Below are 15,436 nucleotides of genomic sequence, written 5' to 3'. Positions count from 1 at the left end.
CCGCGGGCGCGAGCGGGGACACCCGGACCTGGCTGTGGGTCGCGGTGCTGGTCGCCGACTACGGCGGCACCTTCCTCGGCGGTACGTCGGGCTGGCGGCTGCCGGCGGCCCGGCACTTCGCCGAGCGGCATGGGCTGATCGTCATCGTGGCCCTGGGCGAGTCCATCGTGGCGATCGGCGTCGGGGTCTCGGACTCACCGTTCTCCGGCGCGATCATGAGCGCGAGCCTGCTCGGCCTCGGGCTCACCGCGGCGATGTGGTGGCTGTACTTCGACACGAGCGCGCTCCTCGTCGAGCGCGCGCTGGCCGAAGCCGATGACGCCGAGCGCGCCCGGATGGGTCGCGACGCGTTCAGCTTCCTGCACCTGCCGATCGTGGCCGGCATCGTGCTGCTCGCCCTCGGGATGAAGAAGGTGCTCGAGTACGTCGCCGACACCGAGCACCACGATCTGTCCGACCCGCTCAAGGGTGCGCCGCTGGTCGCCCTCGTGCTCGGCGTCGTGGTGTACCTGCTCGCGCAGGCCGCGTCGTACTACCGCGTCTGTCGCCGGCTGAAGGTGTTCCGGGTCGGGCTCGCGGTCCTGCTGCTGCCGCTGCTGGTAGCCGGCCGCGAGATCCCGGCGATGCTCAGCCTCGGCATCCTGGCGGCCGCGGTTGGACTGATGGTGGCGTGGGAGACCCACGTGTTCGCCGAGGAACGCCACCAGCTGCGGCACAGCGAGCACGGCGAGCCTCCGTACCCCGAGGAGCACCTCGTGAGCGACGAGCATGATGCCGGTCAGCAAGCCTGACGTTCTGTCAGAAAATGTCCGATAGGACCGGCTTAATCCGACTCCGGGTTCGTTTGTTTCCCTGACCCACCGCGATCGGCTGCTTAGCCTGGCTTCATGCGATCTTGGTCCGCGCGGGGACGGACGGGCGCGGGGGTGCTGCTCGCTGCAGGCCTCTGTGTGACCGGCCTGTCCGGCTGCGGCGGCGACGACAAGTCCGTCGAGCTCGGCACCGTCGAGACGCGCTCGGTCGCTGAGGTCGTCGAGGCGGCGGGCGCCGTGGTCGCGCGCACCCAGGTCAGCCTCAAGGCGCCGGCCTCGGCCTCGGTGGACACCCTGCGCGTGGACTCCGGCGACACGGTGAAGAAGGGCGACATCCTGCTCACGCTGGACTCGCCCGCGGCCGAGGACGCGCTCGCCGCCGCCCTCGCGGCGGCCGAGGAGGTGGGCGACGCCGACATCGACATCCCCACCGGTGGTGAAGACCTGGCCGACGGCGAAGCCGCCCAGGCTGCCGAGGATGCTTTCGACGACGCCGAGGCGCTCGCCCGCACCCTGCCCGAAGGCCCGGCCCGCGACGCGGCGCTGTCCCAGACGGCGAGCATGCGCGCTTCGTTCGCCGCCGCCCAGGCGCAGGCCCAGATGGCCATCGACCGCTTCACCGCCGGGCTGGGCAGCCTCGCCGAAGCGCTGTCCTCGATCTCTGCCGCCGGCCGGTTGCAGACCCAGGCCGCGGTCGCGGCCGCCCGTCGCACCGTCGAGGCGCTGACGATCCGCGCCCCCGCGAACGGAGTCATTACCCTCGGCACCGGCGCGGGCAGCGGCGTCGACCCGAGCGCCCTTCTCGGTTCCCTGCCCGCCGAAGCCTCCGCGCTGCTCGGCGCCGGAGCGGGATCGTCGGCCGGTTCCCCGACGGGAGGGCCGATCACCGTCGGCGCCCCGGTCGAGGCCGGCGGACTGCTCGCGACCGTCATCGACGACTCCGAGCTGACGCTGCGGGCCGAGGTCGACGAGACCGACATCCTCACCGTCACCGAGGGCATCCCGGCCGAGATCGAACTCGACGCGGTCCCCGGCGGGGTCTACCCGGCGCAGGTGAAGTTCGTCGATCTGGCACCGACCACCTCGGCCCGCGGCGGCGTCTCCTACGCCGTGACGATGGCGCTGCAGCCCGGCAAGCTCGCCGACGGCTCGGACGCCCCGCGGCCTCGCCCCGGGATGAGCGCAGTGGTCAGCCTCCAGGTCGCTGAGGCCGCGGACGCCATGTCGGTGCCCGCATCGGCGCTCGTGCGGGACGGGGACCGCGACACGGTCTGGCTGGTCGAGGGCGGCAAGGCGGTCCGCCGCGAGGTGGCGCTCGGCGCCGAGGGCCAGGAGTACGTCCAGGTGCTGCGCGGCCTCGAGGTCGGTGACCGCGTGGTCGTGCGCGGCGCGGACGAGGTCCGCGAGGGCGACAAGGTCTGACGGGCCATCAGGCGGTGATCTCCAGATGATCGAGGCAGTCGATCTCGAGCGGACCTACAAGCTCGGCGACTCCGACGTCGGTGCCCTGCGCGGGGTCTCCCTGAGCGTGGCGGCCGGTGACTACGTCGCGATCACGGGGCCGTCCGGGTCCGGCAAGTCGACGCTGATGCACGTGCTCGGTGCGCTGGACCGCCCGACGGCCGGCCTGGTGCGGATCGACGGCCGTGACGTGAACACCCTCAGCGACGGCGACCTCGCCGAGCTGCGCAACGCCACCATCGGCTTCGTGTTCCAGTCCTTCGCGCTGCTGGCGCGCACCTCCGCGGTGGACAACGTCGCGATGCCGCTGCTCTACCGCGGGATGCGCAAGTCCGCCCGGCGCAAGCTCGCGGTCGAGGCGCTGGAGAAGGTCGGGCTCGCGCATCGCCTCGACCACCGGCCCAACCAGCTCTCCGGCGGCGAGCAGCAGCGGGTCGCGATCGCCCGCGCCCTGGTCGGGGACCCGAAGGTCGTCTTCGCCGACGAGCCCACCGGCAACTTGGACACCCGCAACGGCGAAGAGGTGATGAAGCTGCTCGGCGCGCTCAACGCCGACGCCGGTGTCGCCATCGTGCTGGTCACCCACGAGCCGGACATCGCCGCGCACGCGTCCCGCCAGATTCAGATCCGCGACGGCCGGATCGCGTTCGATTCCGCCGCCGGTCGTGATCCGGCCGCGGCATGACGGTCCTCGAGGGCTTCCGGGTCGCGCTGGAGGCGCTGCGCGCCAACCGGCTGCGCAGTCTGCTGACCATGCTCGGCGTGATCATCGGTGTGGCCGCGGTCGTGCTGCTGGTCGGGATCGGCGGTGGCGCGAAGCAGGAGGTCACCAGTCAGGTCGAAGGCCTGGGCTCGAACCTGGTGATCGTCGTCCCGGGCAAGTTCGAGCTCGGGTCGGCACCGACGGTCAGCCGGCTCCAACTCGACGACGTCGACGCCATCGCACGCGTGGTCGGCGACCCGAACGCCGTGACCGCCTCCGTCACCTCCGGTGAGGTGGCGCGGAACGGCACCCGGGAGATGTTCACCTCGATGGTGGGCGTGACCGAGACCATGACGACGGTCTTCGACCGGCCGGTGGCGCGCGGTCAGGCGATCTCGGCGACTGACGTCGATACCCGCCGCCGGGTCGCGGTGCTGGGTTCGGAGGCCGCTGAGGAGCTCTTCGGCGACGTCGACCCGATCGGCCGGCAGCTCACGCTGGCCGGGGTGCGCCTCCGCGTGATCGGCGTCTACGCCGAACGCGGCTCGGCGTTCGGGGTGAGCCGGGACGGCGAGATCCACGTCCCGGTCACCACCGCGCACCGCATCCTCGGGACCGAGCGGGTGGACGCGCTGGTGGTGAAGGCGCCGAGCTCGGACCGGGTGGAGGAGCTGCGCCCGAAGCTGGAACAGGCGCTCGTCGACAGGTATCCCGGCGAGGAGTTCTCCGCCGTGACGCAGTCTCAGATCCTGGGGACCATCGGCAAGATCCTCGGCCTGCTGACCCTGGTGCTGGCGGCGATCGCGGCGATCTCGCTGCTGGTCGGCGGGGTCGGGGTCTCCAACATCATGCTGGTCAGCGTCCGCGAGCGGACCCGCGAGATCGGCCTGCGCAAGGCGCTCGGCGCGCGCCAGCGCGACGTGCTGCTGCAGTTCCTGATCGAGGCCGTGATGCTCACCGCGGTCGGCGGGATCATCGGCATCACGATCGGCGTCGGCGGCTCGCTGCTGATCGACACGTTCTCCCCGGTACCGGCCGTCATCACCTGGTGGTCCCCGGCGATGGCCTTCGCGGTCTCCGCCGGCGTCGGCGTCTTCTTCGGCGTCGCCCCCGCGCGCCGCGCCGCCCGCCTCGACCCCGTCGTCGCCCTCCGCACCGACTGAGCCAGCGAGGCTGAAGCTGCAATTCGTTACGGGTGATGCGCGTTGAGGCGCGCGAATCGTCACTCCTGTTTCGATCTGCAGCTCCAGCCTCGAGTGCTGGAGAGTGCGGCCGGCCCTGGCAGCACTCGGACGACGACCCGCCGCCGTTCTGACCCCGGCGGGCGCGGCCATCAGCCGTGCCCGGCGAGGACGGCGACGGAGTAGATGGCGACCCCGGCCAGCGCCCCGACCACGGTGCCGTTGATCCGGATGAACTGCAGGTCCCGCCCGACCGCGGTCTCGATCTTCGAGGAGGCCTCCGCGGCGGGCCAGCGGGACACCTGGTCGCGGATCAGCGCCACGACCTGGTCGGCGTAGTTGGTCACCGCGTAGCGGACGGCCTGCTCCAGGCCGCGATCGATCTTGACGGCGAACTCGGGGTCGTCCACCATCCGCCGGCCGAGGTCGGAGACGATGCGGCCGAGCTGCTGCTCCAGGCTGACCGTCGGGTTGTCCAGCAGCTCGCGGAAAGAGCCGAGGTAGCGCTCGACGACCTGGCGCAGCCAGGCCTCCACCGCGACGTTGTCCGCGATGTCGCGCAGCACTTCATCGATCCCGTCGGCCGCCCGCGGGTCGTTGACCAGCCCGTCGGCCAGGCGCTCGAGTACCTCGTCGAGCTGACGTCGGACCGGGTGCAGCCGGCCGACCCGCTCCATCTCCTCGAGTAGTCGGGCCATCCGGTCGATGATCTTGTCCACTTTGCGGTCGGTGGACCACAGCCGGGCGGCCATCCCGAGCCCGTCCAGGAACAGCGAGAGCTCGCGGTGCACGGTCACCCGGTTCGCGACCAGCTGCGCGCGCAGCCGGGGCAGGCTCAGCTCGACGATCGGGTCCTGCGCGCGGTTGGCCACCGCGGTGGCGAGCAGCTGGCCGACCTCGCGCGCGTAGGAACGCCGGTCCAGGTCACGCCGGACGTGCTCGAGCAGCATCGAGGAGACCAGTCCGTCGTCCAGGGTGCCGACCACGGCCGCGATCGCCCGGGACAGTTCGCGGCCGACCGCGTCGGCGGTGGCCGGCTCCAGCAGTCGCTCGCCGACCTTGCGCACCGGGTCCGCCTCGCGGACCCGCTCGACCACGGCGTCCGGGGTGAGGAAGTTGCCGGAGACGAACTCGCCGAGCTTGGTCGCCAGGTCGTCCTTCTTCTTCGGCACCAGCGCGGTGTGCGGGATCGGGAGTCCCAACGGGTGGCGGAACAGGGCGGTGACGGCAAACCAGTCGGCCAGCCCGCCGACCATGCCGGCCTCGGCCGCGGCCTGCAGATAGCCGGTGGCGGTGTTCTCCGGCAACGCGAAGGTGAGCAGGAACAGGGCGGCCGCGAAGGCCAGCAGTCCGGTCGCCGCCAGCTTCATCCTGCGCAGCCGCCGCCGGGAAACCGGGTCGTCATAGCCGCCGAGAACCCCGGTGATCACCACGCCCGCCACGCTATCCGCCTGCCCCTACACCCTGCGCTCACGCTCTGTCAGCTCATTCGTCGGATTCGGTCACAGGCACGACATGGCGATGGGGCTCCACCTAACCTGACGAGATGGACGCGGAGGTCGAGGCCTGGCTCTCGGGCAGCGTGCTTCCCGACTTCGGGTCGCAGGTCGCCTACGACGAGACCGCCCGGACCTGGTTCCGTGAGCTGTACACGACCGCCGGGGCGCTTTCCGGTGAGGCGCTCTGGACGGCTGCCGTCACCCACCAGTTCGAGCTGGCCAAGGATGCCGTCCTCGCCGTCTACGCCGACCTCACCGCCACCCTCACCGACCGGTCCCTGACCATCGCCCCGGAGATCCATGGCTTCATCGTCCGGATCAGCGTCGAGGGCCAATTCTCCGAGCACGACGGCGGCCGGATGCTCGCCTTCGGGCGGGACGAGGCTCTGCTCGAGGTGGCGAGGACGGTGCAGGACATGATCACCGGGCTCTGGGTCGTGTGGCCGGAGTGCCCGGAGCACGGCCGCGCAATGATGGCCGAGAGCGGGTTCCGGCCGACCTGGGTCTGCCGCACCGGGCCGCACGAGATCGCGCCGATCGGGTCGCTCGGCGGCGGATGAGTTCCGGCGGTAACGCTGCCGGGTAGCGTGTCGACGTGCCGTGCCAGGGTCCCGTCCAGGTGATGTGGGATCCCGCGCTGATCGGCTACGACTTCGGCCGCGGGCATCCGCTGGCCCCGATCCGGGTCGACCTGACCATGCGCCTGGCCCGCGAGTTCGGGGTGTTCGAGCATCCGCACGTGCAGACCGTCGCCGCGCCACCGGCGGATGAGAAGGTGCTGCGCCTGCTGCATCAGGCCGACTACCTGGCCGCGGTGCGCAAGGCGGGGGAGGACCCCGACGAGGTCGACCTCTACCGGGGGCTCGGCACCGGCGACGTCCCGACCTTCGCCGGGATGTACGACGCCTCGGCCCTGGTGGTCGGGCAGTCCGTGGCCGCCGCCGAGGCGGTCTGGTCGGGCGAGGCCCTGCACGCGGTGAACATCGCCGGCGGCCTGCACCACGCGATGGCCGGCACCGCGAGCGGCTTCTGCGTGTTCAACGACGTCGCGCTGGGCATCGCGCGCCTGCTTGAGCTCGGCGCCACCCGGGTGGCGTACGTCGACGTCGACGTCCACCACGGCGACGGAACGCAGACGCTGTTCTGGGACGACCCGCGCGTCCTGACGATCTCGCTGCACGAGTCCGGTCGCTACCTGTTCCCCGGCACCGGCTTTGCCGACGAGATCGGTGGGCCCGGCGCGGAGGGACGGGCGGTCAACGTCGCCCTGCCACCGGCCACCGACGACGCCCGCTGGCTGCGGGCTTTCGACGCCGTGGTGCCGCCCCTGTTGCGCGCGTTCAACCCCGAGGTGCTGGTCACCCAGCACGGGTGCGACAGCCACGTGAACGATCCGCTGGCCCACCTGGCCCTCACCGTTGACGGCCAGCGCACCTCCTACCGGCGCCTGCACGAGCTGGCGCACCAGGTCGCCGGTGGCCGCTGGCTGGTCACCGGTGGGGGCGGCTACGACCTGGTCGGGGTCGTGCCGCGCGCGTGGACCCACCTGCTGGCCGAGGCCTGTGGCGTCCCGATCGACCCGGAGGCCGCGACCGCGCCCGGCTGGCAGGCCCATGTCCGCAGCCTCGGCGGCTCCCCGCCGGAGCGGATGACCGACGGCGGTGTCCTCGACGGGGGCGCGGCCGCCTTCGTCCCCTGGACCGGCGGCGACCCGGACGACCCCCTGGACCAGGCCGCGCTGGCCACCCGGGACGCTGTCTTCCCCCACCACGGGCTCACGGTATGAGCGTTCCGACCCGCGCCGAGCTGCGGGCGCACCTCTGCCAGGCCCGGATCGCCGGTGACGTCGCGACCTCGCGGGAGAACAACCTGCGCAACTTCCGGCGGGTCGTGACCGGGGACGACTACGCCGGGTTCGGGCTGGACCTGGATCCGGAGTGGACCTTCGAGGAGGTCCTCGACGTGATGGTCCGCCGGTGCGGGGTCTCTTCCGACCCGGGCCACGACGTCGGCGACGACACCATCGACCCCGACCTCACCCTGGACGGCCTGGACGCCGCGGCCGAGATCCTCACCAAGGCGGCCCGGACCGCGGCCCGGGTGATCGTCGCGACCGGTCACCCCGCCGGCCTGCTCCCGGTGCACCTCGCGGTTGCGGCCCGGCTCCGGGAGGCGGGCTGCACGCTGCTCACCCCGGCCGCCGGGTGGCAGTACGAGGAGTGGCGGCGCAACCGGGAGGAGGTGCGCGAGATCCGCTACATCACGGACGTCGCGATGGTGTCCAACCGTGGCGAGCTCTGCCACACCCATTCGGCCTACCCGATGCGCGAGATGTTGGCCTCGCTACGCCGGTCGGGTGAGACGCTGCCCGATCTGGTCGTCGCCGACCACGGGTGGGCCGGCGCGGCCGGCCTCGCCGGGTGCACCGTCGTCGGCTTCGCCGACTGCAACGACCCTGCCCTGTTCCTCGGGGCGGAGGAGGACAAGATCTCGGTCGCGATCCCCCTCGACGACAACGTCGAACCGCACCTCTACGGGCCGATGACGGCCTACCTGCTCGACCGGGCTGAAATCTGATGGTCCGTTCGGGCAAAGTTCTGACCACCCGGACGGGTGAAATTTCCCTCCGAACGCGTCAAATACCGCTCAGGTGCGGCGCGTTCCCGCAGGTAGATCAAGATCGGGCACAATGCGGCCCCTTCCCCACCCGTACCACCCGCCACTAGTGTCTACTTAACGAAAGCAACATCCCCGATCTCGTCCACCGGAGACCCCTTCGGTGCCCGACGCGGGCTGAAAGGTCCGGTGCGCCCATGGCTTCGAACGAGCAGCCGCTCGCCGACGTCTCGTTCCTCACGGTGGCGGAAGTTGCCACCAAAATGAGGGTGTCGAAGATGACGGTCTACCGGCTCGTCCACAACGGCGAGCTGCCCGCGGTGCGGGTCGGCCGGTCCTTCCGCGTCCCCGAGAACGCGGTGCAGACGTACCTGCGCCAGTCGTTCTTCGACGCCGACACCGGCTGAGTTCTCCGCCTCACTGGCTGCGCCGGGTCCGCTGTTGCGGGCCCGGCGTTCGGCGTTCCGGGGACGGGTAGGCTGCAGCCAGTACCGCGCGCCTGAACGGCTGCGCGCCGATCGGGTGAGCGAAGGTCTTCCGTGGGTTCTGTCATCAAGAAGCGTCGCAAGCGCATGGCGAAGAAGAAGCACCGCAAGCTGCTGAAGCGGACGCGAGTGCAGCGCCGCAACAAGAAGTAGCCCGCGAGGACTCGCGAGCCAACTGAACGGGCGGGGGCCGGCATGGGGCGAGTCGTTTTGGTGACGGGCGTGGCCCGCCACCTCGGCAGTGCCCTGGTGCGTGAGCTCAACGACGCCCCCGACGTGGACCGCGTCATTGGCGTCGACGTCGTGGCGCCGCGCTCGGACCTCGGTCGCGCCGAGTTCGTCCGGGCCGACATCCGCAACCCGATCATCGCCAAGGTGATCGGGGCTGCGGAGGTCGACACGGTGGTGCACCTGTCGGTGACCTCGGGTCCGCCGGGCACCGGCGGGCGGGCGGCGATGAAGGAACTCAACGTCATCGGCACCATGCAGCTGCTCGCGGCGTGCCAGAAGGCCCCCAGTCTGCGTCGTCTGGTGGTCAAATCTTCGACAGCCGTCTACGGGGCCTCCCCGGGCGACCCGGCGATGTTCACCGAGGGCACCCAGCCCAAGGTCGCGCCCCGCTCCGGCTTCGCCAAGGACGCCGCCGAGGTCGAGGCCTACGTGCGTGGCTTCGTGCGCCGCCGCAGCGACGTGGACACCACGGTGCTGCGCTTCGCCAACATCATCGGAGCCGGCATCGACTCCCCGGTCACCGGACTGTTCGGCCTGCCGGTGGTGCCGACGATCCTCGGCTACGACGCGCGCCTGCAGTTCGTGCACCCGACCGACGCCCTCGCGGTGCTCCGTCGGGCCGCCACCGAAGCGCACCGCGGCACCTACAACGTGGCCGGGGACGGCATCCTGCTGCTCTCCCAGGCCGCGCGACGGGCGGGCAAGCCGACCCTGCCGGTGGCCGGGCTCGCAGCGAAGGTCGCGGGCCAGTTCCTGCGCCGGGGCGGGCTCAACCTGTCCCCGGAGCTGATCAGCCTGCTCACCCACGGCCGGGCCGTCGACACCACGAAGCTGAAGACCGAGTTCGGCTATACGCCCACCTACTCGACCGCAGCGGCCTTCGAGGAGTTCCTCGCCGAGGTATCGCCCGGGCCCGGTCTCGGCCTCGTCACCACATTGGTCAATCGTGCTGGGAGCGCGAATGAGTGAGCGCAGCGAACTCATCAGGAGTGGCGAATGCGGCTCCGCGAGGACGAAGTCCGTGGCGGAGACGTCATGAGTGACGCCCGGGTGATCCCGTTCAATCCCGACGACCGGGGGCGCGAGCGCGCCGCCGCGCGCGCCGGCGCTCCCGAGACCGGCCTGACCGACGCCGTCCGCGAGGCGATCGGGGCCCGCGGCCGGGTCCTGGACCGCAAGGCCGCCGGCGCCCTGGCCTTCCTGCGCCGCCGGATCAGCGGTGACTACGAGGTCGACGAGTTCGGCTGCGACCCGGACCTGGCCGACAACGTGCTGCTCGCGCCGTTCCGGCCGCTGTACAACACCTGGTTCCGGGTCGAGACCCGCGGCCTGGAGAACATCCCGGAAGGCGCCGGCCTGGTGGTCGGCAACCACTCCGGCACGATCCCGCTCGACGCGATCATGACGATGCTGGCGCTGCGCGATCACCACCCGGAGCAGCGCCGCCTTCGCCCGCTCGGCGCCGACCTGGTCTTCGGCCTGCCGTTCGTCGGCGAGTACGCCCGCAAAGCCGGCGCCACCCTGGCCTGCGGTCCCGACGCGGAGCGGATGCTCACCTCCGGGGAGCTGGTCGGCGTCTGGCCCGAGGGCTACAAGGGCATCGGCAAGCCCTTCAGCGAACGCTACAAGCTCCAGCGCTTCGGCCGCGGCGGGTTCGTGGCCGCCGCCCTGAAGACCGGCGCTCCGATCATCCCCACGGCCATCGTGGGCGCCGAGGAGACCTACCCGGTGCTCGGCAACTCCCGGACCCTGGCGCGGGTTCTCGGGGTCCCTTACGTCCCCCTGACGCCCACGTTTCCCTGGCTCGGGGCGCTCGGTCTCGTCCCGCTGCCGTCCAAATGGTTCATCGAGTTCGGTCGGCCGATTCCGACGGATCAGTATCCGGAGGGCGCGGCTGACGATCCTGCGCTCGTGTTCGATCTCGCTGATCAGGTTCGCGAGGTTATTCAGCAGACGCTGTATCGGCTTTTGATGCAGCGCCGCTCTGTCTTCACGTAGCCCCCGCCTCCTCGGGGGGCGGGCCCGGGGGCGTGCGCCCGGGGGACGGCGCCGGGCGGCGGGCGCCGCGTCGGGACAGGCTTCGGCGCGTTGCGGGTGGGCGGTTGACTTGCGGGTTGGTGAAGCGCCTCCGCTTTAGCCCTCCGCGACGCCCGCCGCCCGTCGCCGTCCGCGGGTGGGTTTCGTGCCCCAGCACATGGGGTCCAGCAAAGAACCCCAGGCATCGAGCCCGGGGGTTTTTTATGTCGCTGGGTTCTGGCTGTTGTTCTTGCGCTCGCGCTCGTTACTCGGCGGCGAGGTGGGCGGTGCGGGCGCCGGTCGGGGAGAAGCTCGCCGACAGGCTGCCGGGGATGGAGGCGCCGACGTCGTTGGTGGGGACCGGGAGGGTCCAGAGGAGCTGCTGGCTGGAGCTGCCGACGGCGTTGGTGGGGCTGCCCTTCAGCGAGCCGGTGTTGAACTCACGGGCGTGCGGGGAGTTCGGCATCGTCGAGACCGAGAGGTGGTCGACGCTGCCGTCCTGGCCGGTCACATTGACCTCGGCGTACTTGCTGACGTCGCGCTGGATGCGCTCCGGCGTGGCGGCCTGGTGCTCGCTCTCGGACTGGGGCTGCTGCTGGGCGGCGGCCTCGGCGGTCTGCTGCTGGGCGGCTTCGGCAGCGACGCGCATCGCTTCGATGGCGGCGGCGACGGCGGCGGCGGAGTCGGTGAGCAGGGCGCGGTCGACGCTGCGGCCGGCCCGGTGCCTGATCGGAGTGGCGCTTGCAGTGACCAAGGCGTGCGCGCTGCCGGTCATGTACGCGACCCGGGCGGCCAGGCCCTCCAGCTCGACCAGCAGCGAGGTCTGGCTGAGCTTCAGTTCGATCGGCAGCAGGTCGCTGACGGCGGAGAGGCCGAGCGCGCGCTCCCTGAGGAACTGGTCCAGGGTGGCCAGCACCGTGGCGTCGCCGGTGCGCTCGAAGATCTCGAAGAACAGCGCGCTGCCGGCGGTGACGGCCTCGGCCATCGCGGACATGGTCTCGCGAAGCTCCTGGACCAGGGCCGGGTCGGCGGCGGCGTTCGGGTTGCTCGCCAGCATCTCCTTGATCTCGGAGAGCCGGGTGGAGGCGATCGCCAGGTAGCGCTCGGCCTTCGCGACATCGTTGGGGGCCAGAGCCAGGCGCATGTTCTCGATGGCCAGCTTCACCTCGTAGAGGCGGTCGCCGGGCAGGGCGCCGCCGCTGGCGATGGCCAGACCCGCGCCGCTACCGGTGGTGATCGCGAGCACCGCGCTCGCGGCGACCAGGCGGCGGCGCCACGGGGCCGGAGCAGTGAGCCCGCCGGCCGGGGTGGTCGTGACCGCGCCGACCGCCAGCAGGCGAGTGCGCAGGGCGAGCTTGAAGGTGTCAGAAGGGGCGGCGACGCTCAGGCCGGTGCCGACCCCGTGCAGGGAGTCCGCCAGGCGCGCCAGGGGGGCCACCGACATTTCGTCGACGGTCCCGCCATCCAGCGCGAGGGCGAATTGACGCACGCGCTGCCGCTCACGCGGCATAACGGTCACCGAACCCACCCCCGGCCGTCCCTGTTTGCAGCATTGGGTTGTCGTCCGGGATAACGACCAGGACCGGAGGAAGTTACGGCTTCACAAGGTCCCCGTGAAATTGCGCGTGCCGATGCCGGTGCCGTCGGGGAAATCGCAGCGCTCATCGGACGTCCTCCGGCAGCAGAGCGGCGAGGGCCCGGATCGCCCGGTACTGCAGCGTCTTGATGGCGCCTTCGTTCTTGCCCATGATCCTTGCGGTCTCGGCCACCGACAGCCCCTGGAGGAACCGCAGCACCAGGCATTCCTGCTGCTGGGCATTCAGGCGCTGCACGGCCTCCAGCAGGGCGGCGTTGGTGAAGGCCGCCATGACTTCGCCCTCGGGGCTGTCCTCGAGGTGGTCGTCGGTGTCGACCATGTCCGCCGTGGTGACCTCGAGCCGGAACCGGCTGGACTTGAAGTGGTCGGCGACCAGGTTCCGGGCGATCGTGACCAGCCAGGCCCCGAAGTCCCGGCCCTGCCAGGTGAAGGTCTCGACCTTGCGTAGCGCGCGCAGGAAGGTCTCGCTGGTCAGGTCCTCGGCGAGTTGGCGGGAGCCCACCCGGTAGTAGACGTAGCGGTGGATGGTGTCGACGTAGCGGTCGTAGAGCTGGGCGAAGGCCTCGGTGTCCCCGCCCTTGGCCCGGTCCACCAGCGCCGTAACGCGGCGGACCTCGGGGTCTTCGAGCCCGACCGAGGCGGACGGGGCGGCCTGGCCGGGGAGGCCGTAGACGCTTCCCGGGGCGGCCGCACCGGCCGCCATGCTCAGCAGGACGTGCGATGAGGTTTCAGCCGTCGGCCTGCGGTGACGTCCGCCGGACCGGGCCAGCGCGGGCACCGCACCGACGGATAGCCCTCCGGCGACCGCCAGGGTGGGCGGCGCCATGAGGGCGTCGCGCAGGCGTGCGAGGCCTGACGCGTCGACTAACGGCGGACGGGACATCGGCTCCCCGGGCGGCGGCGGACGGGAGGGGTGCTAATCCGAAGGTGTGGGCAACTGTAGACACGGAAAGTGGGACAGGACAGCTGTTGTGGAACAACCTTGACCTTCCCGTCCTGAAGCGCCTCAACACCGCCGTTCGGGTGAACGTTGCGCAGTCCCGGCAATGCGGTCCGCTACCGATGTGCGATCGGACAAAATTCAGCGGATCGAACAAATGATGGGCCTGTGAGCGGCGAACTGGTCGGGCCGGAGCAGTCAGAGCTGTCCGCTCAGTCGGCGGCGGTGCAGTGAGATCGCAGCGGCGATTCCGCCGGCCATCGCACCTGCACCGGCGGCGGTCGGAAGTCCGATTTTCGCCGCTTTTCGCCCGGTTCGGTAATCCCGGATCCGCCACCCGTGGGCCTTGGCGTGGGCGCGCAGCCCGGCGTCCGGATTCACCGCGCACGGGTGCCCGACCAGGGACAGCAGCGGGATGTCGTTGGCGGAATCGCTGTACGCCGAGCAGCGGCTGAGGTCGAGGCCCTCGCGCTCCGCCAATTCCTCCACGGCCCGCGCCTTGGCCAGGCCATGCAGAGGCTCGCCGACCAGGCGGCCGGTGTAGAGGCCGTTCCGCACCTCGGCCACCGTTCCGAGGGCTCCGGTCAGGCCGAGCCGGCGGGCGATCGTGGTGGCCAGTTCGACCGGGGTCGCCGTCACCAGCCACACCTGCTGCCCGGCGTAGAGATGCATCTGGGTCAGCGCCCGCGTTCCCGGCCAGATCCGCTTGGAGATCACTTCGTCGAATATCTCTTCGCCGACCTGGACCAATTCCTCGACCGAGTGGCCGTCGATGAATGACAGCGCCATGGCTTTCGCCGAATCCATGTCGTCCTGATCTTCCGAACCGGCCACGACGAATTTCAACTGCATGATCCCCATCCGCGCGATGTCGCGGGTGCTGAAGAATCGACGCGCGTACAAACCGCGGGCGAGGTGAAAGATCGAGGCGCCGCGGACGATCGTGTTGTCCACGTCGAAAAATGCCGCCGCACCACCCCCGGTGTCTGCCTCGGCCGACATGATCGAAAGCTTAGGGCGTACCTCGACGGTGCGCCTTCGCCGTGGGGCCGCTGTGCCAGACTGCGGCGCCGTGGGGAGTGCACCCGATCGAAGCGGAGCGGGGCCGCCGGCCAATCTGGCCGGGCTGCTGTCGGCCGCCGCGGCTCGCGACCCGGAGGGCCTCGCGCTGGTCGCCGGTGGACACGGCCTGAGCTGGTCCGAGCTGGACGCCACCGTGACCGCCGTCGCCGCCGGCCTGCGGGCCCGCGACCTGCGCTTCGGTGACCGGGTCGCGATGTCGCTGCCGAACAGCGTCGGCTTCGTCCAGCTCTACCTGGGCGCGCTGCGGGCCGGCCTGGTGGTGGCCCCGCTGGACCCCTCGACCCCGACGGCCGACACCGATGCCGCGCTCGCCGACACCGGCGCCCGGCTGCACGTCACTCACGAGGCCGCGGTGGCCGACCTGATCGGCGCCGGAACCGGCACCGGCACTGCTCCCGAGCCTGGCCCGGTGCCGGGCGGGGAGTCCCTGGCGGCGCTGCTGCAGACCGCCGGCACCGGCGGCCGGCCGAAGCGGGCGATGCTCTCCCATCGCGCCCTGCTGGCGAACCTGGACCAGATGGCCGCTCTGGAGCCGGCGCCGGTGGTGGCGGCCGACGTCGTCCTGCTGGCGCTCCCGATGTTCCACGTCTTCGGCCTCAACGCGGTCTTCGGGCAGGCGCTGCACGCCGGCGCGAGGATGGTGCTGGCCCCGGACGGCCAGCTCGACGCCGCGGCATCGCTGTTGGATTTGGTCGCGTCCTCCGGGGTGACCAGCGTGGCCGGCACCCCCGAGCTGTACGCGGCCTGGACCGCCCACCCGCGGGCCCGGGAGGCCCTGGCCGGGGTGCGGGTGCTGGTCAGCGGCTCGGCGC

16 protein-coding genes are annotated in these 15,436 nt (G+C 71.3%); 12 read left to right on the top strand and 4 right to left on the bottom strand.

Annotated elements, in window-relative coordinates:
* The 4 genes from H0X00_RS12080 to H0X00_RS12065 form a co-directional block, all read left to right on the top strand.
* Positions 1-791: low temperature requirement protein A (locus H0X00_RS12080; RefSeq protein WP_293771116.1), on the top strand; the 791-nt coding region annotated here is incomplete at its 5' end.
* A 96-nt stretch (positions 792-887) separates the two neighbouring features.
* The gene (locus tag H0X00_RS12075) at positions 888-2,234 is read left to right on the top strand and encodes an efflux RND transporter periplasmic adaptor subunit (protein WP_293771113.1); all 1,347 of its coding nucleotides are present in this window, start codon (positions 888-890) and stop codon (positions 2,232-2,234) included.
* A 25-nt stretch (positions 2,235-2,259) separates the two neighbouring features.
* Positions 2,260-2,958, top strand: a complete 699-nt coding sequence (locus H0X00_RS12070; RefSeq protein WP_293771111.1) for an ABC transporter ATP-binding protein — start codon at positions 2,260-2,262, stop codon at positions 2,956-2,958.
* Positions 2,955-4,139 (top strand): ABC transporter permease, encoded by a 1,185-nt coding sequence (locus H0X00_RS12065; RefSeq protein ID WP_293771109.1) that lies wholly within the window; start codon positions 2,955-2,957, stop codon positions 4,137-4,139. The genes H0X00_RS12070 and H0X00_RS12065 overlap by 4 nt, the downstream gene beginning before the upstream one ends.
* A 170-nt stretch (positions 4,140-4,309) precedes the next feature.
* On the opposite strand, the gene H0X00_RS12060 is transcribed toward H0X00_RS12065, so the two are convergent.
* Positions 4,310-5,590, bottom strand: coding sequence for a DUF445 domain-containing protein (locus tag H0X00_RS12060; protein WP_293771106.1), 1,281 nt, complete (start codon positions 5,588-5,590; stop codon positions 4,310-4,312).
* Positions 5,591-5,703: 113 nt separating this feature from the next.
* Between H0X00_RS12060 and H0X00_RS12055 the strand changes: the two genes are divergently transcribed.
* The 7 genes from H0X00_RS12055 to H0X00_RS12025 all read left to right on the top strand — a co-directional run bounded on the left by H0X00_RS12055 (position 5,704) and on the right by H0X00_RS12025 (position 10,986).
* Complete coding sequence (locus tag H0X00_RS12055; protein WP_293771104.1) at positions 5,704-6,216, top strand: hypothetical protein; 513 nt, start codon at positions 5,704-5,706, stop codon at positions 6,214-6,216.
* 62 nt (positions 6,217-6,278) lie between these two features.
* Positions 6,279-7,442, top strand: coding sequence for an acetoin utilization protein AcuC (locus H0X00_RS12050; RefSeq protein ID WP_367186576.1), 1,164 nt, complete (start codon positions 6,279-6,281; stop codon positions 7,440-7,442).
* Positions 7,439-8,233: a phosphatase gene (locus H0X00_RS12045; protein WP_293771099.1), complete on the top strand. Its 795-nt coding sequence runs from the start codon at positions 7,439-7,441 to the stop codon at positions 8,231-8,233. Before H0X00_RS12050 ends, H0X00_RS12045 begins: the two co-directional genes overlap by 4 nt.
* Positions 8,234-8,469: 236 nt before the next feature.
* Positions 8,470-8,679, top strand: a complete 210-nt coding sequence (locus H0X00_RS12040) for a helix-turn-helix domain-containing protein (protein WP_293771097.1) — start codon at positions 8,470-8,472, stop codon at positions 8,677-8,679.
* Between the two features lie 132 nt (positions 8,680-8,811).
* Entirely contained in the window at positions 8,812-8,910 is a 99-nt protein-coding gene (locus tag H0X00_RS12035; RefSeq protein WP_003948845.1) for an AURKAIP1/COX24 domain-containing protein, read from the top strand.
* Positions 8,911-8,952: 42 nt separating this feature from the next.
* On the top strand, positions 8,953-9,957 hold the full coding sequence (locus H0X00_RS12030; protein ID WP_293770288.1) for an NAD-dependent epimerase/dehydratase family protein: 1,005 nt from the start codon (positions 8,953-8,955) through the stop codon (positions 9,955-9,957).
* A 66-nt stretch (positions 9,958-10,023) separates the two neighbouring features.
* Complete coding sequence (locus H0X00_RS12025) at positions 10,024-10,986, top strand: lysophospholipid acyltransferase family protein (protein WP_293770286.1); 963 nt, start codon at positions 10,024-10,026, stop codon at positions 10,984-10,986.
* Positions 10,987-11,269: 283 nt separating this feature from the next.
* Here the strand turns inward: H0X00_RS12025 and H0X00_RS12020 are convergent, their stop codons facing one another.
* The 3 genes from H0X00_RS12020 to H0X00_RS12010 all read right to left on the bottom strand — a co-directional run bounded on the left by H0X00_RS12020 (position 11,270) and on the right by H0X00_RS12010 (position 14,543).
* Positions 11,270-12,514, bottom strand: coding sequence for a DUF5667 domain-containing protein (locus H0X00_RS12020; protein ID WP_293771119.1), 1,245 nt, complete (start codon positions 12,512-12,514; stop codon positions 11,270-11,272).
* 151 nt (positions 12,515-12,665) lie between these two features.
* Positions 12,666-13,427 (bottom strand): ECF subfamily RNA polymerase sigma factor, BldN family, encoded by a 762-nt coding sequence (locus H0X00_RS12015; protein ID WP_293770284.1) that lies wholly within the window; start codon positions 13,425-13,427, stop codon positions 12,666-12,668.
* Between the two features lie 312 nt (positions 13,428-13,739).
* Positions 13,740-14,543 (bottom strand): HAD family phosphatase, encoded by an 804-nt coding sequence (locus tag H0X00_RS12010; protein WP_293770282.1) that lies wholly within the window; start codon positions 14,541-14,543, stop codon positions 13,740-13,742.
* Between the two features lie 70 nt (positions 14,544-14,613).
* On the opposite strand from H0X00_RS12010, the gene H0X00_RS12005 reads away from it, so the two are divergent.
* A partial coding sequence (locus H0X00_RS12005) for an AMP-binding protein (protein ID WP_293770280.1) occupies positions 14,614-15,436 on the top strand: 823 nt, incomplete at its 3' end.

Origin of the sequence: Sporichthya sp. (genome assembly GCF_013815995.1) — a bacterium.
Lineage (GTDB): Bacteria > Actinomycetota > Actinomycetes > Sporichthyales > Sporichthyaceae > Sporichthya.
This window is presented reverse-complemented; position numbering and strand designations above follow the sequence as displayed.

Bases quoted from the DNA above. Each gene is read 5' to 3' on its own strand.
- H0X00_RS12075 (WP_293771113.1), top strand. From the start codon at position 888: ATGCGATCTTGGTCCGCGCGGGGACGGACGGGCGCGGGGGTGCTGCTC.
- H0X00_RS12070 (WP_293771111.1), top strand. From the start codon at position 2,260: ATGATCGAGGCAGTCGATCTCGAGCGGACCTACAAGCTCGGCGACTCC.
- H0X00_RS12065 (WP_293771109.1), top strand. From the start codon at position 2,955: ATGACGGTCCTCGAGGGCTTCCGGGTCGCGCTGGAGGCGCTGCGCGCC.
- H0X00_RS12055 (WP_293771104.1), top strand. From the start codon at position 5,704: ATGGACGCGGAGGTCGAGGCCTGGCTCTCGGGCAGCGTGCTTCCCGAC.
- H0X00_RS12050 (WP_367186576.1), top strand. From the start codon at position 6,279: ATGTGGGATCCCGCGCTGATCGGCTACGACTTCGGCCGCGGGCATCCG.
- H0X00_RS12045 (WP_293771099.1), top strand. From the start codon at position 7,439: ATGAGCGTTCCGACCCGCGCCGAGCTGCGGGCGCACCTCTGCCAGGCC.
- H0X00_RS12040 (WP_293771097.1), top strand. From the start codon at position 8,470: ATGGCTTCGAACGAGCAGCCGCTCGCCGACGTCTCGTTCCTCACGGTG.
- H0X00_RS12030 (WP_293770288.1), top strand. From the start codon at position 8,953: ATGGGGCGAGTCGTTTTGGTGACGGGCGTGGCCCGCCACCTCGGCAGT.
- H0X00_RS12025 (WP_293770286.1), top strand. From the start codon at position 10,024: ATGAGTGACGCCCGGGTGATCCCGTTCAATCCCGACGACCGGGGGCGC.
- H0X00_RS12020 (WP_293771119.1), bottom strand. From the start codon at position 12,514: ATGCCGCGTGAGCGGCAGCGCGTGCGTCAATTCGCCCTCGCGCTGGAT.
- H0X00_RS12015 (WP_293770284.1), bottom strand. From the start codon at position 13,427: ATGGCGCCGCCCACCCTGGCGGTCGCCGGAGGGCTATCCGTCGGTGCG.
- H0X00_RS12010 (WP_293770282.1), bottom strand. From the start codon at position 14,543: ATGTCGGCCGAGGCAGACACCGGGGGTGGTGCGGCGGCATTTTTCGAC.